The sequence below is a fragment of the Burkholderia sp. NFPP32 genome (assembly GCF_900119325.1).
In the GTDB taxonomy this organism is placed as follows: Bacteria; Pseudomonadota; Gammaproteobacteria; order Burkholderiales; family Burkholderiaceae; genus Burkholderia; species Burkholderia pyrrocinia_C.
Genome location: NZ_FPJP01000041.1, coordinates 1 through 22,326 on the forward strand (window position 1 = coordinate 1; position 22,326 = coordinate 22,326).

General features: G+C 68.7%; 19 protein-coding genes, 1 tRNA gene, 2 pseudogenes and 2 riboswitches. Of the genes and pseudogenes, 13 read left to right on the forward strand and 9 right to left on the reverse strand.

The features are described from left to right. On the forward strand, positions 1-705 hold a 705-nt coding region (locus BT264_RS35660; RefSeq protein WP_143156761.1), incomplete at its 5' end, for a GGDEF domain-containing protein. A gap of 94 nt (positions 706-799) precedes the next feature. Here BT264_RS35660 and BT264_RS35665 read toward each other — a convergent pair. After that, a pseudogene (locus BT264_RS35665) lies at positions 800-1,054 on the reverse strand (capsid portal protein); the annotation flags it as partial. Between BT264_RS35665 and BT264_RS35670 the strand changes: the two are divergent. Next, positions 1,046-1,399: pseudogene (locus BT264_RS35670) on the forward strand (tyrosine-type recombinase/integrase); the annotation flags it as partial. The pseudogenes BT264_RS35665 and BT264_RS35670 overlap by 9 nt on opposite strands. Positions 1,400-1,444: 45 nt before the next feature. On the opposite strand, the gene BT264_RS35675 reads toward BT264_RS35670, so the two are convergent. After that, a tRNA-Arg gene (locus BT264_RS35675) sits at positions 1,445-1,520 on the reverse strand. A gap of 252 nt (positions 1,521-1,772) precedes the next feature. Here BT264_RS35675 and BT264_RS35680 point away from each other — a divergent pair. Continuing rightward, complete coding sequence (locus BT264_RS35680; RefSeq protein ID WP_072445315.1) at positions 1,773-2,666, forward strand: c-type cytochrome; 894 nt, start codon at positions 1,773-1,775, stop codon at positions 2,664-2,666. A gap of 116 nt (positions 2,667-2,782) precedes the next feature. Here BT264_RS35680 and BT264_RS35685 read toward each other — a convergent pair whose 3' ends face one another. Continuing rightward, on the reverse strand, positions 2,783-4,870 hold the full coding sequence (locus BT264_RS35685; protein ID WP_072445314.1) for a UvrD-helicase domain-containing protein: 2,088 nt from the start codon (positions 4,868-4,870) through the stop codon (positions 2,783-2,785). 287 nt (positions 4,871-5,157) lie between these two features. On the opposite strand from BT264_RS35685, the gene BT264_RS35690 reads away from it, so the two are divergent. From BT264_RS35690 to BT264_RS35725, 8 genes are all read left to right on the forward strand, one after another. Then, complete coding sequence (locus BT264_RS35690) at positions 5,158-5,865, forward strand: SGNH/GDSL hydrolase family protein (protein WP_072445313.1); 708 nt, start codon at positions 5,158-5,160, stop codon at positions 5,863-5,865. 232 nt (positions 5,866-6,097) lie between these two features. Then, on the forward strand, positions 6,098-7,150 hold the full coding sequence (locus tag BT264_RS35695; protein ID WP_072445312.1) for an oxidoreductase: 1,053 nt from the start codon (positions 6,098-6,100) through the stop codon (positions 7,148-7,150). A gap of 158 nt (positions 7,151-7,308) precedes the next feature. After that, positions 7,309-7,671 carry a hypothetical protein gene (locus tag BT264_RS35700; protein WP_072445317.1) on the forward strand — a complete coding sequence of 121 codons (363 nt, stop codon included), beginning with the start codon at positions 7,309-7,311 and terminating at the stop codon, positions 7,669-7,671. Between the two features lie 114 nt (positions 7,672-7,785). Beyond that, positions 7,786-7,889: riboswitch (glycine riboswitch) on the forward strand. 31 nt (positions 7,890-7,920) lie between these two features. Next, positions 7,921-8,054: riboswitch (glycine riboswitch) on the forward strand. Positions 8,055-8,138: 84 nt separating this feature from the next. Beyond that, the gene (gene gcvT, locus BT264_RS35705; RefSeq protein ID WP_072445311.1) at positions 8,139-9,257 is read left to right on the forward strand and encodes a glycine cleavage system aminomethyltransferase GcvT; all 1,119 of its coding nucleotides are present in this window, start codon (positions 8,139-8,141) and stop codon (positions 9,255-9,257) included. Between the two features lie 117 nt (positions 9,258-9,374). Next, entirely contained in the window at positions 9,375-9,755 is a 381-nt protein-coding gene (gene gcvH / locus BT264_RS35710) for a glycine cleavage system protein GcvH (RefSeq protein ID WP_072445310.1), read from the forward strand. Positions 9,756-9,819: 64 nt separating this feature from the next. Next, on the forward strand, positions 9,820-12,747 hold the full coding sequence (gene gcvP, locus BT264_RS35715; protein WP_072445309.1) for an aminomethyl-transferring glycine dehydrogenase: 2,928 nt from the start codon (positions 9,820-9,822) through the stop codon (positions 12,745-12,747). Positions 12,748-12,898: 151 nt separating this feature from the next. Then, positions 12,899-14,035: an alginate lyase family protein gene (locus BT264_RS35720; protein WP_072445308.1), complete on the forward strand. Its 1,137-nt coding sequence runs from the start codon at positions 12,899-12,901 to the stop codon at positions 14,033-14,035. A gap of 31 nt (positions 14,036-14,066) precedes the next feature. Continuing rightward, positions 14,067-15,455 (forward strand): L-serine ammonia-lyase, encoded by a 1,389-nt coding sequence (locus tag BT264_RS35725; RefSeq protein ID WP_072445307.1) that lies wholly within the window; start codon positions 14,067-14,069, stop codon positions 15,453-15,455. A gap of 66 nt (positions 15,456-15,521) precedes the next feature. Here BT264_RS35725 and BT264_RS35730 read toward each other — a convergent pair whose 3' ends face one another. From BT264_RS35730 to BT264_RS35745, 4 genes are all read right to left on the reverse strand, one after another. Then, positions 15,522-15,923 (reverse strand): type II toxin-antitoxin system VapC family toxin, encoded by a 402-nt coding sequence (locus BT264_RS35730; protein ID WP_072445306.1) that lies wholly within the window; start codon positions 15,921-15,923, stop codon positions 15,522-15,524. Further along, the gene (gene vapB, locus BT264_RS35735; protein ID WP_072445316.1) at positions 15,923-16,159 is read right to left on the reverse strand and encodes a type II toxin-antitoxin system VapB family antitoxin; all 237 of its coding nucleotides are present in this window, start codon (positions 16,157-16,159) and stop codon (positions 15,923-15,925) included. Before vapB ends, BT264_RS35730 begins: the two co-directional genes overlap by 1 nt. Before the next feature lie 252 nt (positions 16,160-16,411). Then, a complete protein-coding gene (locus BT264_RS35740; protein WP_072445305.1) occupies positions 16,412-16,696 on the reverse strand; it encodes a type II toxin-antitoxin system RelE/ParE family toxin in 285 nt (94 codons plus the stop codon). After that, on the reverse strand, positions 16,693-17,154 hold the full coding sequence (locus tag BT264_RS35745; protein WP_072445304.1) for an antitoxin PaaA2 family protein: 462 nt from the start codon (positions 17,152-17,154) through the stop codon (positions 16,693-16,695). The genes BT264_RS35740 and BT264_RS35745 overlap by 4 nt, the downstream gene beginning before the upstream one ends. 290 nt (positions 17,155-17,444) lie before the next feature. Between BT264_RS35745 and BT264_RS35750 the strand changes: the two genes are divergently transcribed. Together BT264_RS35750 and BT264_RS35755 are read left to right on the forward strand one after the other, a co-directional pair. Further along, positions 17,445-19,148 (forward strand): thiamine pyrophosphate-binding protein, encoded by a 1,704-nt coding sequence (locus tag BT264_RS35750; protein WP_072445303.1) that lies wholly within the window; start codon positions 17,445-17,447, stop codon positions 19,146-19,148. Next, on the forward strand, positions 19,145-20,239 hold the full coding sequence (locus BT264_RS35755; protein ID WP_072445302.1) for a glycosyltransferase family 9 protein: 1,095 nt from the start codon (positions 19,145-19,147) through the stop codon (positions 20,237-20,239). Before BT264_RS35750 ends, BT264_RS35755 begins: the two co-directional genes overlap by 4 nt. 36 nt (positions 20,240-20,275) lie before the next feature. Here BT264_RS35755 and BT264_RS35760 read toward each other — a convergent pair whose 3' ends face one another. Continuing rightward, a complete protein-coding gene (locus BT264_RS35760; RefSeq protein WP_072445301.1) occupies positions 20,276-21,310 on the reverse strand; it encodes a helix-turn-helix domain-containing protein in 1,035 nt (344 codons plus the stop codon). Positions 21,311-21,521: 211 nt separating this feature from the next. Beyond that, positions 21,522-22,061 carry a hypothetical protein gene (locus BT264_RS35765; RefSeq protein WP_072445300.1) on the reverse strand — a complete coding sequence of 180 codons (540 nt, stop codon included), beginning with the start codon at positions 22,059-22,061 and terminating at the stop codon, positions 21,522-21,524. Positions 22,062-22,326: the final 265 nt, after the last annotated feature.

Consider the following 22,326-nt stretch of genomic DNA (forward strand, 5'->3'; position numbering starts at 1 on the left):
CCGTGGAATCACATGTGGTGGCTCGCGCATGCGATTTTTGCTGCCGGCTTCTTCCTGCTCAGTTTCGGTGTGGTGCAGGCCTTTCACACGACGCGTTCATTTTCGAAGATCTACAGCCAGGAAGAGCTGTTTGCCCGGTTGAGAGAAGCCATGGCGAGGACGGAGCAGGCCCTGCAGGCGCTGCAGCGGACCAACGAGAAGCTCGAGCATCTGGCTGCAACGGACCCGCTCACGGGCGCGGCCAACCGGCGGCAATTCATCGAGCGCGTGGAAGCGGAAATTGCTCTGGCGAAACGCAACGGCGCACCGTTCTCATTGCTTTCGCTCGATCTTGACCACTTCAAGGCAATCAACGACAGCTACGGGCATCAGGCAGGCGACCAGGTGTTGCAGCGCTTCGTCAACAAATGCCTCGACGCGATCCGGCCGTACGACGGCGTTGCGCGGGTGGGCGGAGAAGAATTCATGGTGCTGCTGCCGCAAGCCGCGCTGGATACCGCACAGTCGATCGGTGAACGCATCCGTGCAGCGATCGCGGGCGCACCATTTGAGGCCGGCATCGGCAAGCCGATTGAGGTCACCGTGAGCGTTGGCGCCTCCGAATTCGGCCGGGACGGAGAGACGATCGACGCGATCCTGCGCAAGGCGGACGAACGCCTGTACCGCGCGAAGCATCAAGGTCGCAACCGTGTTGTTGTCGCGTAATTTCTCCTGGTGAAATCTCGCGCAAGCACGAACGCTTGCAACGCCAAGACTACACACCGAGACTGCATAACCAAGGCGCATAAAACTGCATAACGAAGCGCGCCTGCAGCGGTTTGATTCCGTTCCGGCCGAACACGCGCGCGGCCGTGTCCGGCGTGCCGAACCCGCCCGAATTGCCCGGCACGATACCAAGCAGTTGCGGCGGCACGCGATGCGCGGCGAACAGATCGTCGCGCGTCACGTTCTTGATGTTGAAGAACTCGTCCTTCGCCGCGACCTCCGGCACGGGAATGAGCTGGGTGCCGTCCTTCTTCCCGTTCGGTGCGTCCATGAGCACGTTACGGAAATTGTCGTGCTGCGACGCCAACTCGCGAAGAAGCGCGCGCCGGAGTTCACCGACAGCGTGTTCGTGTACCAGGGCCGGCCGCTCTACCAGACGGGGACGGCCGCCTGGCGCAAGGCGCTCGAGCGTGCCGGCATTCGCGACTTCCGCTGGCACGATCTGCGCCACACCTGGGCGAGCTGGCATGTGCAGCGCGGCACGCCGTTGCAGGTGTTGAAGGAGCTGGGCGGATGGGGAACGTTGGAGATGGCGCAGCGCTACGCGTACCTTTCGGCGGATCACCCGGCACAGTGGGTCACGCCGCTGACGGCCGAGCCGGTGCCGATGCTAGCTGCAATTCAGCTGCAATGAGACTGTCCGACGAAGGAAGGAAACCGCTGAGAGCCTGACTAGACTTGGCGCGCCCGGCTGGGATCGAACCAGCAACCCCTGCCTTCGGAGGGCAGTACTCTATCCATTGAGCTACGGGCGCATTTGACAGTGAAACGACCCCGATATACAGGCCGTCCACAATTGGCAAGACGGCAAGGATACCCGGTTTCCCATGACGCGTCCACCTTGCCCGCCGAATCGCCGCTGGGCCGCGCTGCGTGCGGGTAAACACGCGCCATCGCGCCGCTCGCCGTGATGTAAACGTTCCGTCTATAATCGTCCGTGCTTCATTGGACTGCCATTTTGCCGTTGCACCGCGCTCACAATTCCTATTCATGGAGACGAGGCAAGCATGAGCGAAGCACCCCACGAATCTCCCGTCAAAACCCCCGGGCAGTTGGTTGCCGTCATCATCGCGTCGTTCGCGATCCCGATCGTCCTGATCGTCCTGTTCGCCACCTATGCGAACCATGTGTTCCGTTCCGGCGCCGGCACGGACGCGCTGTCCGACGAGCAGGTCGCCGCACGTATCAAGCCGCTCGCGCAGGTCGACGTGAAGGACGCCAACGCGCCCCGCACGTACAAGACCGGCGAGGCCGTCTACAAGGCCGTCTGCGTGACCTGCCACGGCACGGGCGCCGCCGGTGCGCCGAAGTTCGGCAACAAGGACGACTGGGCGCCGCGCATCTCGCAAGGCTTCGACACGCTGCTGAAGACGGCCCTCGCCGGCAAGGGCGCGATGCCGCCGCGCGGCGGCACCAGCCCCGACGACGTCAGCGACTATGAAATCGCCCGCGCGATCGTCTACATGGCGAACAACGACGGCGCGAACTTCCCCGAACCGGCCGCGCCGGCCGCCAACGCGGCGCAGCCCGCCAGCGGCGCGGCAGGCGCGTCGGGCGCGGCCGACGCCGCGAGCGCGCAGATCGCCGCGGCGCAGGCCGCGATCGCCGCGATCCCGAAGGCCGGCGAACAGCCCGCGGCCGCACCGGCCAGCGCCGATGCGGCAACCGCCGGCAAGGCGCTGTACACGTCGACCTGCCAGGCGTGCCACGCGGCGGGCGTGCTCGGCGCGCCGAAGTTCGGCAGCAAGGAAGATTGGGCGCCGCGCCTGAAGGACTCGATGGATACGGTCTACAACTACGCGCTGCACGGCAAGGGCGCGATGCCGCCGAAGGGCGGGGCGAACGCATCGGACGCCGACGTGAAGGCGGCCGTCGACTACATGGTCAACGCGTCGAAGTAGCACCGGCCCACCCGTAAAAAACCCCCGCGGCGCACACGCATCGCGGGGGTTTTGTTTTGCCGGGCCGCCGGATCGCCGGCCGCCGGATCTCCCGTGCGCCCGACGGCGCCGCCGCATCACTTCTGCAGCAGCGCCTTCAGGCTCGCGAGCCGATCCTTCGGCGACATCGGCGCTTCTTCCGGCGTAGGCGGCGGCGCTTCGTCGAGGCCCATCTCGGGGATGAAGCGAGACGGCTCGCACACGACCGTCTCGCGCGCCCGCTTGCGCTTCTTGCACCAGTTCAGGTGCAGGCTGCGCTGCGCGCGCGTGATCGCGACGTACATCAGCCGGCGCTCTTCCTCGATCCGCTCGCTGTCGATCGGGCCGTCGTCCTCGCTGCCGCCGCGGTGCGGCATGATGCCCTCCTCGACGCCGACCAGGAACACGTGCGGATACTCGAGCCCCTTCGACGCATGGACGGTCGACAGCCGCACGGCGTCCGGATCCTCGTCCTTGCCCTCGAGCATCGACATCAGCGCGACGGTCTGGATCAGGCCGAGCAGGTTCTTGCCCGTATCGGCGAGCCCGTCCGCGTTGTGGAAGCCCTCCGCCTCGCCATCGACGGCCTCCGTCTCGGGCTTCGTGCCCTTGCGCTTCAGCCATTCGAGGAATTCGAGCACGTTCTGCCACTTCGACTGCGCCTGCCGCTCGTCGAACGCGTCGTACAGGTACGCCTCGTAGTGGATCGCCTCCATCATGTCGTCGAGCACGACGGTCGCGGGCTCCTTGTCCGCGCGCTCGGTCAGGCGCTGGATGAAGTCGCAGAACATCCTGAGCGGCTCGACCTGGCGCGCGGACAGCCTCGCCTCGATGCCGCCCATGTACACGGCCTCGAACAGCGACACCTTCGCCTGCCCCGCGAACGAGCCGAGCGCCTCGAGCGTCGTGTTGCCGATCCCGCGGCGCGGCGTCGTGACCGCCCGGATGAACGCGGGATCGTCGTCGGCGTTCGCGATCAGCCGCAGGTATGCGCACAGGTCCTTGATCTCGGCCTTGTCGAAGAACGACTGGCCGCCGGACAGCACGTACGGGATCCGCTCGCGCCGCAGCACCTGCTCGAAGATGCGCGCCTGGAAGTTGCCGCGATACAGGATCGCATAGTCGCGGAACTGCGCGCGCCGTTCGAACTTGTGCGCGGACAGCCGGAACACGACCGATTCGGCCTCGTGCTCCTCGTCGTTGCACGGCGTGACGGTGATCGAATCGCCCATCCCGTGCTCGGACCACAGCTTCTTCTCGAACAGCTTCGGGTTGTTCGCGATCACGTTGTTCGCGGCGGTCAGGATCCGCACCGTCGACCGGTAGTTCTGCTCGAGCTTGATCACGTGCAGCTTCGGGAAATCCTTGCCGAGCTGCGCGAGGTTCTCGAGCGTCGCGCCGCGCCAGCCGTAGATCGCCTGGTCGTCGTCGCCGACCGCCGTGAACGCGGCGCGCGGGCCGGCGAGCTGCTTCAGCAGCTCGTACTGGCACGCGTTGGTGTCCTGGTACTCGTCGATCAGCAGGTAGCGCAGCTTGTTCTGCCAGCGGTCGCGCACCTGCTCGTTCTTCGCGAACAGCTCGGCGGGCAGGCGGATCAGGTCGTCGAAGTCGACCGCCTGGTACGCATGCAGCGTCGCGACGTAGTTGCGGTAGACCAGCGCGGCCTGGTGCTCGTCCTCGTTGGCCGCGATCGCCATCGCCTCGTCGGGCATGATCAGGCCGTTCTTCCACAGCGAGATGATGCTCTGGATCTTGCGGATCAGCCCCTTGTCGGTGGTGCCGAGCTGCTCCTGGATCATCCCGAAGCAGTCGTCCGAATCCATGATCGAGAACTGCGGCTTCAGGCCGACGTGCTCGGCCTCCTGGCGCAGGATCTGCACGCCGAGCGAGTGGAACGTGCAGACGGTGAGCTGGTTGACGGGCACCTTGCGGCCTTCCTTGCCGGGCGTGGTGAGCGTCTTGCCCTCGAGCAGCTTCGACACGCGCTCGCGCATTTCGGCGGCCGCCTTGTTCGTGAACGTGACGGCGGCGATGTGGCGCGGCTCGAAACCTTTCGCTTCGATCAGGTGCGCGATCTTCTGCGTGATCACGCGGGTCTTGCCGCTGCCCGCGCCGGCGAGCACGAGACAGGGACCGTCGAGGTAGCGCACCGCTTCGTTCTGGGCGGGATTGAGGCCTGCGGACATGATGACGGATGGTGTTGCGGTTGACGGCGGAACGCCGGGAGGATGCCGTGCGCGGCAGGCTGGCGAAGCAGGCGGACACGCGGGCAGGACGCGCATGTTAACACGTCGGCGGCGCGTATTTCGGGAGCGCCGCCGGACGGGGCCGTGCGAGCCGATCGCCCGGCCGCTCCCTGTCCGTCCGGCCAATCCGGCCCCGTTCGCGCACCGATCGGCCACAATACGCACACGCCGACGCCGCCCCGCGCCGAGCCCGTATGAACCGCCCGAAACGCCACCGGATCGACACCATGGGATACCCGCTCGCCACCGCCGCCCTCGGCCCGCTGCTGTTCGCGCAGGGGCGCTACGTGCGGCGCGTCACGCCGCGGCTGCCCGAGGCGGCCGGCCCGCGCGACGGCGTGGCCGGCGACGGCCCGTCGCTGCGCGTGCTGGTGGTAGGCGATTCGGCCGCCGCGGGCGTCGGCGTCACGACGCAGCGCGACGCGCTGTCCGGGCAACTGGCGAGCGCGCTGGCGGCCACGCACCGCGTGAGCTGGAAACTGCTCGCGCGCACGGGCCTGACCACCCGGGATCTCGTCGACTGGCTCGCCGCCGAGCCGGCCGAGCCGTTCGACGTTGCCGTGACGTCGCTCGGCGTCAACGACGTGACGGGCGGTGTGCCGCCGGCGCGCTGGCAGGCGGCGCAGGCCGAACTAGTCCGGCTGCTCGCCGCGCGCTTCCGGGTCGGGCACGTGATCCTGTCGGCGGTGCCGCCGATGGAACGCTTTCCGGCGCTGCCGCAGCCGCTCGCGTGGTATCTCGGGCTGCGCGCGAAGCGGCTCAACGCGGCACTCGCCGGCTGGGTCGCCGCGCAGCCGCATTGCACGTTCCTGCGGGTCGCGCTGCCGCTCGAGCGCCACCTGATGGCCGCGGACGGCTTCCACCCCGGCGAAGCGGCATGCGCCGCGTGGGCCGCCCAGGTCGCTGCCGCCGTGCGGCAGCGGGCGGCCGCGTGATGTGGCACAGCGCCCGCGCGACGCGCCGTTTACCGCGAAGCCGGGCGGCGGCCACGCGCGCACGGTGCGCGGTCTCGCGCAAATGCCGGCTTCCTTTGCGCATGCGCCGCGTCTCCCCGCGCATTTCGCCCAACGCGCCAGTACAAGCGGCGGCGCCATGCCAAAATAGCCGATCGTCCTCGCGCCGCCCCGGCGCGCCATCCTTTAACTTCCTTCGCAGCCAGGAATTGCCATGTCGTCATTGCTCAGGATTGGTTTGATGGGTTTCGGTTTCGCCGGCGCGACGTTCCACGCGCCCGTGATCGCCACGAGCGGCCGCACTGAAGTCGCCGCGATCGCGACGGGCCAGCCCGATCGCGCGCAGGCCGCGTATCCGGGCGCGCGCGTCGTCCCCGACCTCGACGCGCTGCTCGGCCTCGACGACATCGAGTGCGTGGTGATCGCCACGCCGAACGACACGCATTTCGCGCTCGCGCGCCAGGTGCTCGAAGCCGGCCGTCACGTGGTCGTCGACAAGCCGGTCACGCTCACCGCCGACGAGGCGCTCGCGCTCGCACGGCTCGCGAACGCGCGCAGCCGGCTGTTCGCGCCGTTCCACAATCGCCGCTGGGACGGCGATTTCCTCACCGTGCGCCGCGTCGTCGAATCGGGCGAGCTCGGCCGGCTCACCTACTTCGCGTCGCACTTCGACCGCTTCCGGCCGACGCCGCGCACGCGCTGGCGCGAGGAGCCCGCACGCGGCGGCGGCCTGCTGCTCGACCTCGGCCCGCACCTGATCGACCAGGCACTCGCGCTGTTCGGCGTGCCGGAAACGGTGAGCGCGACCGTCAAGACGCGCCGCGACAACGGCACGGCGCCCGATTTCGTGCACCTGCAGCTCGGCTATCCGGACAAGGACGTCGCGCTGCATGCGAGCGCGCTGGCGGCGATCGAGCCCGCGCGCTTCACGCTGCACGGCACGCGCGGCAGCTACCAGAAGTTCGGGCTCGACACGCAGGAAGACCAGCTCAAGGCCGGCCTCACCGCGGACGACGTCGAGTTCGGCGGCGGCAACCCGCCCGGCCTGTTGCGCGTGCTCGACGGCGAAGTCGAAGTCGAGCGCCCGGTGCCGACGCTCGACGGCCAGTACGCGGAGTTCTACCGCGCGCTCGCCGCGTCGATCCGCGACGGCGCGCCGTTCCCCGTCACCGCGCAGGACGCCGTCGACGTGATGACGATCATCGAGCTCGCCGCGCAGAGCGAGCACGACGGCCGCCGGCTGCCGTTCGTGCGCCGCACGGTCTGACACCGCGCGCCGGCCGGTTGCCGCCGGCCGGCACGCGTGCGCCTGGATCAGCCGGAACATTCGGTTACAAATGCCGGGGGAACGAAAGTCAGCGGTAGACCTGTCTGACGCGTTTCTCAAAAAAGTCGATCCGACACCAATCCGTCAGGAGAATGTTGATGCAACGGTTGATTCGCGCAGCAGCGTGCTGCGTGCTGGTTTCCTCGCTCGCGGCCTGTATCGTGCAGCCGCAGCAGCCGGTTCGTCCGGCGCCCCCGCCTCGGCCGAATCCGCAGGTCGTCGCGAACGAGCGGACGCAACAGATCCAGGGCCGGATCGACAACCTGCATCGCCGCATCGATGCGCGCGTGAACGGCGGCTACTACCCGCCGCCGTACGGCGCGCAGCTTCACCACCGTCTCGACGTGATCCGCCAGGAAGCGAACGACATGGCCGCGCAGCACAGCGGCGGCCTGTCCGGCGACGAGCAGCGCGTGCTGAACCAGGAACTCGACACGGCCGCGCGCGCGATCGGCGAGTAACGCGCCGGCGCCCGCCGGAGTGCAAAAAAGCGGCGGCACGGGCTGCCGCCGCTTGTCGCGAAGCGACATTCTTTTGCTCAAATTGACAAGGTCCAACCGCTCGCGTACAGTCGCCCGCACGCGTCGGGAGAGCGTGTGACCGCGTTGCTGAAATGCCGGTCGCGCCGCCGAAGGGGCACACCCGCAAACTCTCAGGCAAAAGGACCGACCGCGTCGGGGAATCCCGTCCGCGCATTGCGCGGGCCACACTCCCCGCACTCTGGAGAGCGGCAGTAGCCCGCTGCGCACATGCTGCGCGGGCAAGCTGCCCACCGAAGGGGCGCGCGCTCGCCGGGCTTTGCCCGCGGCGCAATCTCTCAGGTATCGAGGACAGAGGGGCATGTACCTGATCGCTCGCAGCCCGTCGGCCGCGGCGGTCGGCACATGGCCGTTCTGATCCGCGCGCAAGCGCCTTGCCTGAGGCCTCGATGACTGCACTGAATCACACCCCGCTCAACGCCGCGCACCGCGCGCTCAATGCCCGCATGGTCGACTTCGGCGGCTGGGACATGCCCGTCAACTACGGCTCGCAGATCGAAGAACACGAAGCCGTGCGCACCGACGCCGGCATGTTCGACGTGTCGCACATGTGCGTCGTCGATTTCACCGGCAGCCGCGTGCGCGCGTTCTTCGAGCACGCGATCGCGAACAACGTCGGCAAGCTCAAGACGCCCGGCAAGGCACTCTACTCGTGCCTGCTCAATCCGCAGGGCGGCGTCGTCGACGACCTGATCGTCTACTACTTCACCGAAGAATTCTTCCGCGTCGTCGTCAACGCCGGCACCGCCGAGAAAGACATCGCGTGGTTCAACCAGCTCAACGAGCAAGGCGGCTACGGCGTCACGATCGCGCCGCGCCGCGATTTCGCGATCGTCGCCGTACAGGGCCCGAACGCCCGCGAAAAGGTCTGGACGACCGTGCCCGCCGCGCGCGCCGCGACGAGCGAGCTGAAGCCGTTCAACGCCGCGCAGGTCGCCGGCACGCCGTTCGGCGATCTCACCGTCGCGCGCACCGGCTATACCGGTGAAGACGGCTTCGAGGTGATCGTCCCGGCCGTGCATGTCGAAGCGCTGTGGAACGCACTGCAGCAAAACGGCGTGCGCCCGTGCGGGCTCGGCGCGCGCGACACGCTGCGCCTCGAGGCCGGCATGAACCTGTACGGCCAGGACATGGACGACACCGTGTCGCCGCTCGACGCGGGCCTCGCGTGGACGGTCGACCTCACCGCACCGCGCGACTTCGTCGGCCGCGCCGCGCTCGAGCGAGACGGCACGCGCGCCGCGTTCGTCGGCCTGATCCTGCAGAAGGAAAACGGCAAGGCGGGCGGCGTGCTGCGCGCGCACCAGAAGGTCGTCACGCCGCACGGCGAAGGCGAGATCACGAGCGGCACGTTCTCGCCGTCGATGCAGGAATCGATCGCGTTCGCGCGCGTGCCTGCGGCCGTCCAGGTCGGCGACACGATCCAGGTGCAAATTCGCGACAAGAATCTTCCCGCGCGCGTGGTAAAACTGCCGTTCGTGCGCAACGGCAAGGTCCTCGCTGCGTAACGGCCGGGGGGCCTCCTCCCGGGAAGCCGGGAGATGGCGCCCGGCGCAACCACACCCCGGCGCGCCCCGGCGGCGCGCCAGCAGAACGAATCACACCCTTTTATCCAGGAGCATCCGATGAGCAACGTCCCGGCCGATCTTAAATACACCGAAGAACACGAGTGGATCCGCACCGAGGCAGACGGCACGCTGACGGTCGGCATCACCGATCACGCGCAGAGCACGCTCGGCGACATCGTCTTCCTCGAACTGCCGGCAGTCGGCAAGCAGGTGAAGGAAGGCGACGCCGTCGGCGTCGTCGAATCGGTGAAGGCTGCCTCCGACATCTACTCGCCGGCGTCCGGCGAGGTCGTCGCCGTCAATACGAAAGCCGCCGACGCACCGGAAGAAGTGAACAGCGACGCGTACGGCGTGTGGCTCTTCAAGATCAAGCTCGCGGCCGACGCATCGACCGACAAGCTGATCGACGCTGCCGCCTACACCAAGCTGATCGACTAATTTCCTTACCCGAACCGCGCGGGGCCGGCCAGCCGCCCGTCCCGCGCGGGACCAGAGTCACGCCATGAAGCTCGAACACCCGGACCGCCTGATGAACCGCACGCCCCTCTCGCTCGCCGCGCTCGAAACGCACGACGCGTTCGCCGAACGCCACATCGGCCCCGACGCCGCCAGCCAGCAGGCCATGCTCGACACGCTCGGCTTTGCGTCGCGCGCCGCCCTGATGGACGCCGTGATCCCGGCCTCGATCCGCCGCGCCGAAACGCTGCCGCTCGGCCCGTTCGCGCAGCCGAAGAGCGAGGCCGAAGCCCTCGCCGCGCTGCGGGCTCTCGCGGACAAGAACCAGGTGTTCCGCTCGTATATCGGCCAGGGTTACCACGACACGCACACGCCGGCGGTGATCCTGCGCAACGTGCTCGAAAACCCGGCGTGGTACACGGCCTACACGCCGTACCAGCCCGAAATTTCCCAGGGCCGCCTCGAGGCGCTCCTGAACTTCCAGCAGATGGTGACCGACCTCACGGGCCTCGCGATCTCGAACGCGTCGCTGCTCGACGAGGCCACCGCCGCGGCCGAAGCGATGACGCTGCTGCAGCGTACCGGCAAGCCGAAGTCGAACGTGTTCTACGTCGCCGACGACGTGCTGCCGCAGACGCTCGAAGTGATCCGCACGCGCGCGCTGCCGATCGGCATCGAGGTCAAGACGGGCCCGGCCGCCGACGCCGCGCAGGCGAACGCGTTCGGCGTGCTGCTGCAATACCCGGGCGTGAACGGCGACGTGCGCGACTACCGCGCACTCACGGAAGCGATCCACGCGGCCGGCGGCCACGTGGTCGTCGCGGCCGACCTGCTCGCGCTCACGGTACTGACGCCGCCCGGCGAATGGGGCGCGGACGTCGCGATCGGCAACACGCAGCGCTTCGGCGTGCCGATGGGCTTCGGCGGCCCGCACGCCGCGTATCTCGCGGTGCGCGACGAATTCAAGCGCCAGATGCCGGGCCGCCTCGTCGGCGTGACGGTCGACGCGCAGGGCAAGCCCGCGCTGCGCCTCGCGCTGCAGACGCGCGAACAGCACATCCGCCGCGAAAAGGCGACGTCGAACGTGTGTACCGCGCAGGCGCTGCTCGCGATCATGGCCAGCATGTACGCGGTCTACCACGGCCCGCACGGGCTGAAGACGATCGCGCTGCGCGTGAACCGCATCGCGGCGCTGTTCGCCGCCGGCGTGAAGCAGCTCGGCTTCGCGACCGTCAACGACACGTTCTTCGACACGCTGACGATCGACACCGGCGCGCGCACCGCGCAGGTTCACGAATTCGCGAAGGCAAAGCGCATCAACCTGCGCCGCGTGAGCGACACGCAAGTCGGCGTGTCGGTCGACGAAACGACGACGCGCGACGATCTCGCCGATCTCCTCGCCGTGTTCGCGCAGGCCGCGGGCGGCACCGCGCCGGCCGTCGACGCGCTGGACGCGGGCCTCGCCGGCGTCGCCGCGCTGCCGGCCGGCCTCGAGCGCACGAGCGCGTACCTGACGCACCACGTGTTCAACCGCCACCATTCCGAAACCGAAATGCTGCGCTACCTGCGCAGCCTGTCGGACAAGGATCTCGCGCTCGACCGCTCGATGATCCCGCTCGGCTCGTGCACGATGAAGCTGAACGCGACGTCGGAAATGCTGCCCGTCACGTGGCCCGAGTTCGGCGGCATCCACCCGTTCGCGCCGGCCGACCAGACCGTCGGCTACCGCGAGATGATCGATCAGCTCGAGCAGATGCTCGTCGCGGCCACCGGCTACGCGGCCGTGTCGCTGCAGCCGAACGCGGGCTCGCAGGGCGAGTACGCGGGCCTGCTGATCATCCACGCCTACCACGCATCGCGCGGCGAAGCCCACCGCGACGTGTGCCTGATCCCGGCGTCCGCGCACGGCACGAACCCGGCGTCCGCGCACATGGCCGGCATGAAGGTCGTGGTCGTCGCCTGCGACGCGCAGGGCAACGTCGACATCGCCGACCTGCAGGCGAAGGCCGAGCAGCACTCGAAGGACCTCGCGGCGATCATGATCACGTATCCGTCGACGCACGGCGTGTTCGAGCAGAACGTCCGCGAGATCTGCGAGATCGTCCATGCGCACGGCGGCCAGGTGTACGTCGACGGCGCGAACATGAACGCGATGGTCGGCCTGACCGCGCCGGGCCAGTTCGGCGGCGACGTGTCGCACCTGAACCTGCACAAGACCTTCTGCATCCCGCACGGCGGCGGCGGCCCGGGCGTCGGCCCGGTCGCGGTCGGCGCGCACCTCGCGAAGTTCCTGCCGAACCAGCGTTCGACCGGCTACGCGCGCGACGAACACGGCATCGGCGCGGTGTCGGCCGCCCCGTACGGCTCGGCGTCGATCCTGCCGATCTCGTGGATGTACATCGCGATGATGGGCGCGAAGAACCTGACCGCCGCGACGGAAACCGCGATCCTCAATGCGAACTACATCGCGAAGCGCCTCGCGCCGCACTACCCGGTGCTGTACTCGGGCCCGGGCGGGCTGGTCGCGCACGAATGCATTCTCGACCTGCGTCCGATCAAGGATTCGAGCGGCATCAGCGTCGACGACGTCGCGAAGCGCCTGATGGACTACGGCTTCCACGCGCCGACGATGAGCTTCCCGGTGCCGGGCACGCTGATGGTCGAGCCGACCGAATCGGAATCGCAGGAAGAACTCGACCGCTTCATCGCCGCGATGATCGCGATCCGCGAGGAAATCCGCGCGGTCGAGGAAGGCCGCGCCGACCGCGAGGACAACCCGCTGCGTCACGCACCGCACACGGCGGCCGTCGTCACCGCGAACGAATGGCCGCACGCGTACTCGCGCGAGCAGGCTGCGTACCCGGTCGCGTCGCTCGGCACGAACAAGTACTGGCCGCCGGTCGGCCGCGCGGACAACGCGTACGGCGACCGCAACCTGTTCTGCTCGTGCGTGCCGATGTCGGAGTACGCATAACGCGCGCCAGGCCCCGAGCCGTCCGATGGTGATCGCACCGCACGCAACTCCGTGTTGCGTGCGGTTTTTGCGTTCGCCGCTCGAACCGGTGCGCGTTCGTCCGCCAATCCGGCTAACATCACACGCGATCCAGCCAACGAAGGAGTTCCGCATGGTGCGTCCGATGTTTCCGGGCCATGGTGCAATGCAGAGCCGGCCGCGCGCGCGCCGGTTCGTGCCGATGCTCGTCGCGTCGCTGTCGTTCGCCGCTGCCGGCCTCGGCGCGGCCGGCAGCGCGCGCGCGGCGATGAATTTCTGCGCGGCGCCGGCACTGCAGGCGAGCGAGACGACCCAGGCCGAGCCGGGCGTGCAGGCGCTGATCCGCAGCGTCGACGCGCGCGTCGGCGAGCAGCCGAAGGCGATGCCGCGCGTGCACACCGAGGGCACGCTGCCGCACGAGGGCATCTACGACCAGAGCGCCGCCGCGCTGAAGGACATGGACCTGATGCGCGACGCGGCGCTCGCATGGCGCGTGACGAACGCGCCGCGCTACCTGCAACTCGTCGACCGCTTCCTGTCCGCGTGGGTCGCGACCTACCAGCCGAGCTTCAACCCGATCGACGAGACGCGCTTCGAAAGCCTGATCATCGCGTACGACATGACCGCGAGCGCGCTGCCGGTGAAGACCCGCAACGCGACGGCCGCGTTCATCGCGAAGCTCGGCGCCGGCTATGTCGCGCAGATCGACGCGCAGAAGCGCCCGCTCACCGGCACCTGGCGCAACAACTGGCAGAGCCACCGGATCAAGCTGATCGCGCTGTCCGCGTTCACGCTCGGCGACCGCAGGATGATGAACGCCGCGCAGCGGCTGTTCGTCGAGCATCTCGCCGACAACATCGGCCCGGACGGCAAGACGTGGGACTTCGAGGAGCGCGATGCGCTGCACTACGCGGTGTACGACCTGCAGCCGCTGGTGACGGCCGCGCTCGCCGCGCGCCGCTTCAACCGCAACTGGCTGCGCGAGCGCGGCGCGAACGGCGCGACGCTCGAGGCCGCACTCGACTGGCTCGTGCCGTACGCGCTCGGCGAGAAGACCCACGAGGAATTCGTGAATTCGCCGGTGCCGTTCGACGCGAAGCGCCGCGAGGCCGGCCTGCCGGGCTACACGGGGCAGTGGGACCCGAAAAACGCCACCGAACTCTTTCATCTGGCCGCGCGGCTGGACGGGCGCTATGCCCGCGTCGCGCAGCAGCTTTCCCCGACGCCGCCCGCATGGCTCGCCGCGTGCCTGCCATTGCAGGCGCGCTAGCACTACTCTTATAAGCAAGGCAGGTATCGAAATGGCAGTCAGCGTGTTTGACCTCTTCAAGATCGGCATCGGTCCGTCCAGTTCGCATACGGTCGGACCGATGCGCGCGGCGCTGATGTTCGTCCAGGGCCTCGAGCGCGACGGGCAGCTCGATGCGACGGCCCACGTGAAGGTCGAGCTGTACGGCTCGCTCGGCGCCACCGGCAAGGGCCACGGCACCGACCGCGGCGTGATGCTCGGCCTGCTCGGCGACGCGCCCGACACCGTCGATCCCGACACGATCGACGCGCGGCTGGAAGAGGTCCGCAAGTCGAAGAAACTTGCGCTGCTCGGCACGCATCCGGTGCCGTTCGTGCTGAAGGAGAACATCGCGTTCTACCGCCAGGCGCTGCCCGAGCATCCGAACGGGATGAAGCTGCGCGCGTCCGACGCGAACGGCGCGGTGCTGGTCGAGCGCACGTACCTGTCGGTCGGCGGCGGCTTCGTCGTGACGGCCGGTGCGCCGAACACGAAGGTGCTGAGCGCGGCCGAGCAGATGACGCACCCGTTCCGCACCGGCGCGGAGCTGCTCGCGCTGACCGAATCGACCGGCAAGTCGATCGCGCAGCTGATGTGGGAAAACGAGCGAGCGTGGCACACCGAGGAAGAAACGCGCGACGGGCTGCTGAAGATCTGGGCCGTGATGCAGTCGTGCGTGTCGCGCGGCTGCGGGATCGGCAACCCCGATGCCGACGGCAACCTGCCCGGCCCGTTCCAGGTCAAGCGCCGCGCGCCGCAGCTGTACCGCACGCTGACGGGAAGCCCGGAGCGCGCGCTGCAAGACCCGCTGTCGATGATCGACTGGATCAACCTGTACGCGATCGCGGTCAACGAGGAAAACGCGGCCGGCGGCCGTGTCGTCACCGCGCCGACCAACGGCGCGGCCGGCATCATCCCGGCCGTGCTGCACTACTACACGCGCTTCACGCCCGGCGCGAACGAGCAGGGCGTGATCGACTTCCTGCTGACGGCCGCCGCGATCGGCATTCTTTACAAGCTCAACGCGTCGATCTCGGGCGCGGAAGTCGGCTGCCAGGGCGAAGTGGGCGTCGCCTGCTCGATGGCGGCCGGCGCGCTCGCGGCCGTGCTCGGCGGCACGCCGCAGCAGGTCGAGAACGCGGCCGAGATCGGCATGGAGCACAACCTCGGCCTCACCTGCGACCCGGTCGGCGGGATGGTGCAGATCCCGTGCATCGAGCGCAACGCGATGGCGTCGGTGAAGGCCGTCAACGCGGCGCGCATGGCGCTGCGCGGCGACGGCTCGCACTACGTGTCGCTCGACTCGGTGATCAAGACGATGCGCGAGACGGGCGCCGACATGAAGACGAAGTACAAGGAAACGTCGCGCGGCGGGCTGGCGGTGAATATCGTCGAGTGCTGAGGCAGGACCCGACGGTAACGCGGGGCGAATCGACATCCCGCATTACCGTCGAGCCTAGCCAACGTGCTAATTGGTGAGCCAGTTTTCCATCCGCAACCCCGGATAGCTCGCAAAATCCCGCTCGTTGTTGGTCACGAGGACGACATCGAGCGACACGGCATGAGCCGCGATCAGTTTGTCGAGATGATCCTTCTTCCGCTCGCGGGTTACTTCACGGACAGGACCGTACGCTTGCGCAGCCGCGACGTCGAACGGCGCAACGGGAATATCGTCGATCAGCGCGGCAAGATTGCGGCGCTCCCGTGCAGGACTCGCACACACGGCGACGCCGTACTCGAGTTCGGCATACGTGATCGCCGACATCACGACGTCCCCTGTGTAGCATTGCGCGAATCGTCTTGCGACCTGCTCCGGCTGATTCTTCATCAGATAGATGCACATGTTGGTGTCGAGCATATAGCGCGGCATCACAGACCCTCGCGCTCAGCCTGCTCCTGATCGCCGCGTCCTTCGGACATGAAATCCGGCCCGAATTTCGCGAACTTCTCGAGCACTCGGGTCAGAGGCCGCCGCGTAGGCCGAATACGGATTTCGTCACCCACTCGCTCGATTTCCAGTTCGATATCGCTGCGCTCATAGGCAAGGTCCGCTGGAATCCGTACGGCCTGCGAGTTGCCGTTCCGAAATACCCTGGTGGTATGCATGTCGATCTCCCATCCGGATGTACGTCGGATGTACTTTAGGTCATTTCCGATCTCTTGTAAATCCATGTGTGTACATGATGATCCGCTCGGCAGAGGTGTGCTCAATGGGGTCGTGCCTCGATCCGTAAGCAGAACATTTGCACGTCCATCTTTCCCCTCCCGTCATGATGTTCCTCCGGTGCTCGAGGGCTTGATTCAGCCCCGTTCCGACACTTGGTGAATTGCATCGAGCACCGAGCCCGGGGCCATGCATCACGGCCACTGTCGCCGCGCATGCAATACGCGGAGAATCTCCACGATGTTGTCGGCCGGGCGGATGCGATATACGAGCACGTAGTTCGGTGCGACCACCAGCTCGCGCGTGCCCGCCACGCGCCCTTGCCGATACAGTTCGGCGCGCGCGGGCAACGCCGCGGCCCGCTCCTCCAGCCGCTCGTCCAGCTCGAGCGCGGCCAGCGGGTCGTGCTGGGCGACGTAGTCCATGATCGCGGCGCGGTCCTCGCACGCCTTCGGATGCCAATGCAGCGCGAGGGTCAAACAGCATTACCCCGCTTGCCCGCGATCCGTTGACGCAGCGCGGCACGGCGCGACGCAAACTCTGCGCTGACCTCGGCATCGGGAATCGACGGGCGCGGATCGTCCAGCGCCTGCTGCACCTGCTCGCGAAACCAGCGGTCGTGGACAGCCGCTTCATGGGCCGCTTTCAGCGCGGCCGCACGATCGGGCCGGGTCGCCCGGCCGGCTGCATCCGGGTCGAAATCCGACGCGTCCACATCGAACCGGCTGATACCGATATCGCGCAGAAACCCGACCAGCGTTTCAAAACGACGGAACACGCGCACGTCGCCGCGTTTGGCCGACAGGAGCCGCTCGCTTGCGCCGCAACGGGCCGAAACGGCCCAGCCGTTGCCGCAGCCGATCACACGCGCGGCGCGAACGGCGCCGGCCTCGACGAGCTGGACGAGCGTCTTTTGATCGATCGTTTCGGTTGCCATGCTGGATTCTCGATTCCGTTAGTCATTCCAGAAATTTTACTATTGAATGGCATCCCATTTTATTATTACTTGGGACGTACGACATCGATGCTCGAGACCCGTATTCGCCTCGACATCCGTAGCCCTCAATTCTCCCTGTCAAGCGATCGCGCACAAGCTGGCCGTTCGGCCAACCGCAACCGGCGAACGCGGGCGATGCGCCGTCCGAGTCACTCCGTGTTCCGACACTTTTCACCGCCCCGCCGACAGGCGTAAGCTGTACGTCCCGCTACCCAGGGAGACGGCAGCCCATGTCGCATTCCAAGGATCTCGAGCCGCGCGCCACCACCGGTGCGCGACTGCTCGTCGATGCGTTGCTCGCCAATCACGTCGAACGCGTGTTCTGCGTGCCGGGCGAGAGTTTCCTCGCCGTACTCGATGCGCTGGCGGACGACACCGCGCGCATCCAGACGGTCGTCTGCCGCCACGAGGCGGCCGCTGCGAACATGGCCGAGGCGGTCGGCAAGCTGACCGGCCGCCCCGGCATCGCGTTCGTCACGCGCGGGCCCGGCGCGACGCATGCGTCGATCGGCGTGCACACCGCGTTCCAGGATTCGACGCCGATGATCCTGTTCGTCGGCCAGTGCGCACGCGAGCACCTCGACCGCGAAGCCTTCCAGGAAATCGACTACCGCCGGATGTTCGGCCAGATGGCGAAATGGGTCGCGCAGATCGACGACCCGCGCCGCATCCCCGAATACCTGAGCCATGCGTTCCACGTCGCGATGTCGGGCCGGCCCGGCCCGGTCGTGCTCGCGCTGCCGGAAGACGTGCTGTCCGAAGCGTGCGCGCCGCAGCCGGTCGTGCCGGCCGCGAAACGCGTCGCCGCCGCGCCGTCGGCCGCGCAGATCGACGAGCTGCGCGAGCGGCTCGCGCGCGCGGAACGGCCGCTCGCGATCATCGGCGGCAGCGGCTGGACGCCCGACGCGTGCGCGAACCTGCGCAGCTTCGTCGAGCGCTGGCAACTGCCGGTCGCGTGCGCGTTCCGCTACCAGGACACGATCGACAACGCGCACCCGAACTACGCGGGCGACGTCGGGCTCGGGATCAATCCGGCGCTCGCGAAGCGCATTCGCGACGCCGACCTGCTGCTCGTGATCGGGCCGCGCCTCGGCGAAGCGACGACCGGCGGCTACACGCTGCTCGACATCCCGAAGACGCGCCAGACGCTGATCCACGTGCACCAGGGCGCGGACGAGCTCGGCCGCGTGTATGCGGCCGACCTGCCGATCGTGTCGGGAATGCCCGAGATCGCCGCGCCGCTCGCCGCGCTCGAACCGCCCGAGCGGCCTGCGTGGGCCGGCACGGCCGCCGACGCGCATCGTGCGTACCGCGAATGGCATGCGCCGCTGCCGATGCCCGGCGACGTCCAGCTCGGCGACGTGATGGTGCAGTTGCGCGAGCGCCTGCCGCACGACGCGATCCTGACCAACGGCGCCGGCAACTATGCGATCTGGCTGCATCGCCACTTCGCGTACCGGCACTTCCGCTCGCAGCTCGCGCCGACGAGCGGCGCGATGGGCTACGGCATCCCGGCCGCGCTCGCCGCGAAGTCGCTGTACCCGTCGCGGGCCGTCGTCGCGCTCGCGGGCGACGGCTGCTTCATGATGGCCGGCAACGAGCTTGCCACCGCGATGCAGTACGGGCTGAACATCGTCGCGATCGTCGTCAACAACGGGCATTTCGGCACGATCCGCATGCATCAGGAGCGCAACTACCCGGGCCGCGTGCACGGCACGGGGCTCACGAATCCCGATTTCGCCGCGTATGCGCGCGCGTTCGGGGCGCATGGCGAGACGGTCGAGCGCACCGCCGATTTCGCGCCCGCGCTCGAGCGCGCGCTGACCTGCGGGCTGCCTGCGCTGATCGAGATCCGCATCCCGCAGGACGCCAGCACGCCGGCCGCGACGCTCGAGCAGATCCGCGAGCAGGGCCGCCGCGCGCGCGGCGGATGACGGTGGACACGCACACCGCGCCGCCCGTCACCGCGCTGTCGCACGACGACGCGCTCGTGCTCCCCGGCACGCTGCTCGCGCCGGACGGCACGCTCGTCGCGCCTTACGACGTCGAGTACGGCGATGCCCGCGCAGTCGGCCACGTGCCGGCCGCGGCCGCGCTCGGCCTGCTGCACGCCGCGCACCGGCCGTTCCGGCTCGACTACGACGGCGCACGGCATGTGCACGTGATCAACGGGATGGGCGTCACGCTCGGCGATTCGGTGATCGGGCTGACCGCGCTCGCCGCACTGCGCGCGGCGCACGCGGGCCTGCGTTTCACGCTGTACCGGCCGGCCCGCACGCCGCGCTATGTCGACGCGCTGTATGCGCTCGCGGCCGACGTCGTCGCTCCATCGCGCACGCTGCCGTGCCCCGTCGACGCGCTGCCGGCGGACGCGCCGTGCATCGACGTCGGCAATCACCTGTACTGGCCCGCGTTCGCGCGGCTGCCGATGATCGATTTCTTCCTCGACGCGCTCGGCGCCGACCCGGCCGCCGTGCCGGCCGCCGCGAAGCGCAACCGCTGGCTCGCGCGGCTGCCGCTGCCCGCGCTGCCGGCCGCATGGAAGCGGCCGTACGTGCTGTTCTGTCCGAACGCGAGCACCGCGGTGCGCAGCGTGCCGCCCGCGCTGCGCGCGGCGTTCGTGGAACGGCTCGCGCAACGCTACGGGCTGCCGGTGGCCGGGTTCGGCCCCGTCGCGCATCCGGCCTACACCGACGTGAGCAGCGACGCGACCGACACCGCGCGCTTCATCGCATGGATCAAGGGTGCAAGCCTGCTGTTCGCGCCGGACACGGCCGCGCTGCATCTCGCCGACGGCTTCGACGTGCCGACGCTCGCATGTTTCACGACGATCGGGCCGGCGCTGCGCGTGCGCGACTATCCGCATTGCGTGCCGGTCGAACTCGACGTGCCGGCCGAATTGCGCGGGCTGCATCGCAGCGAGCGGCCGGCCGATCTCGCGGCGGTCGAGGCCGCGTATCGCGCGATCGACTGGGACCGGCTTCCGTGGCCTACGCCGCGTGAAGCGGCAGCGACCACCGGATAACGGAACAGCACGCGGCAGCCAGCCGGAACGCCGTCGTCACCGCGCCGCGACCATCGCCGCGCGATCGCGCAGCGTCTCCGACGGCCGCTTGCCGAACAGCCTTCGGTAATCGGTCGCGAACTGGCTGAGATGCCAGAAGCCCCACGCCTCCGCGACGTCCTGCACCGAGCCGGCCGCGCGGCCGCACAGGTCGCGCCGCGCGCCGTTCAGCCGCAGCGTGCGCAGATAGGTCGCGGGCGCCATCCCGAGCACGTCCTGGAAGCAGTACTGCAGCGTGCGCCGGCTCACGTGCAGCTGTTCGCACAGCTCGGGCACGCCGACCGGGCGCGTGCGGTGCGCAAGCACGTAGTCGCGCGCCTGCTCGACGATCCAGCGGCGCGTCGACGGCGCGCGGCCGGCGCCGTCGTCGGCCGGTTGCGCACACGCATCGAACAGCGCGGCCAGCACCTCGGCCTGCAGGTCGTCGCGCTGCGTATCGGGCAGCGGGCCAGCCACGGCCACCGCACCGTCCAACCGGCGGCCGAGCAGTGCGCACAGGCGCGCGAGCCGCGCATCGCCGACCTGCATCACGCGCTGCGTGAACAGCCGCTCGTCGAGTGCGCAGCGTTCGACCTCCTCCGCATAGCGGCGCAGCACGTCGCCGCGCACGACGACGCCGTAGATCGAGAACTGCGCGGGCGTCAGCAGTTCGAATTCGACGTTGCCGGGCCGGAACGCGAGCGCGCCGGGCCCGATCCGGCATGCATCGACGCGTGCCGTGCCGTCGCACACGAGCGGGATGCCGAACCAGTACGCATCGCCGCGCACCTCGCATGCCTGGCGCAGCAGATGGCTGGTCGATTCGCGAAACAGCTTCATCGTGTCGAGCGGCAGCTCGGTCAGCGTGCCGACGAAGCGGCCGGCCGCGAGCTGGTCGTAGGTCTGCCGCCAGCCGATCAGGTTGCGCGCCTGCTCGTCCGCGTCGTGCGCGACGCTGACGACCGCCTGTCCGGCCAGCGCGTCGTCGCCTTGCGCGTTGCGACGCGTGTCTTCGGCCGTCGGTTCTTCGATACTCGCCACGTGTTGATCCATCGTGTTCTCCCTCGCCTGCCCGGAACCGTACCTGTCACGCAAGTCCCGTGCCGAACCGCGCGGCCCGGCGCACAACTCGTCATTTCACGCTACCCGGCCGGCTCGCGCGATACGGGCGCACCCGGAGGCGGCGTGCCGCGCACGCCGCCGGTGCGATCCGCGCTGCGACCGCGCATATCCGCTGCCGTCGCCACCGGCTGCCGAATACCGGCTACCCGGCCGGTTTCAGCCGCACGACCCTCGTGCCGCAGTTGCCGTAAGCCTGCGCGACCGCCAGCTCGACGATCGCGCTGCCGGTCGGCCAGGGCGCCGCTTCCGCTTCGGGCAAATCTGCGCGCAGCGTCGCGCGGCCGTTGATCCGGTAGCGGATGCCGCGCACGAAATCGACGAACAGCAACCCGACCCCGCTGCCGTCGCACGCTGTCGCGTCGATCCGGCCATCGCCGGGTGCGGGCAACATGAACCGCAGCGTCTTCGTGTCGATCACGCGGACGACGGGCAGCAGGTCGCCGTTCGCGTCGCGCAGGCTCTGCACGATGTCGCAGGTCATGGGCGCGCGTCCCCCGCATGCAGTGCCGACGAACATGAACGGCTGCGTTTCGACGAACTGCCGCACGCCGATGCTCACGCGCGTCGTGACGGCGTCGCTCATCCGCTCGGCTTCGTCCGCCACGCCGAAGCGGTGCTGTGCGTCGAGTTCGCCCGCGTGGAATACGGGGTGGCGCGGAAAGGATCGGGGAAGGTCTGCCATGCCGGTTTTCGTTAAACGCATCGGCGCACCGGGCCGCAGCGAACACGCGGCTGCCGGTATCGTTTCCGGCGCTGGCCGCGACGATGCGAGGCCTGCGCCGGGTGTCGGATGTCGAAGTCGAAAATGGCGAAGTGCCGGGGACCGGATGGCAGGCAGTCAGCACATCGCACCCGCGTGTGCGCCGCTCGACGGTCGGGCAAACATCGCCCGGCCGTCGAACGTTCTACGCAGCCCGCACATCACGCGTGTCGCCGCCGAACACCGG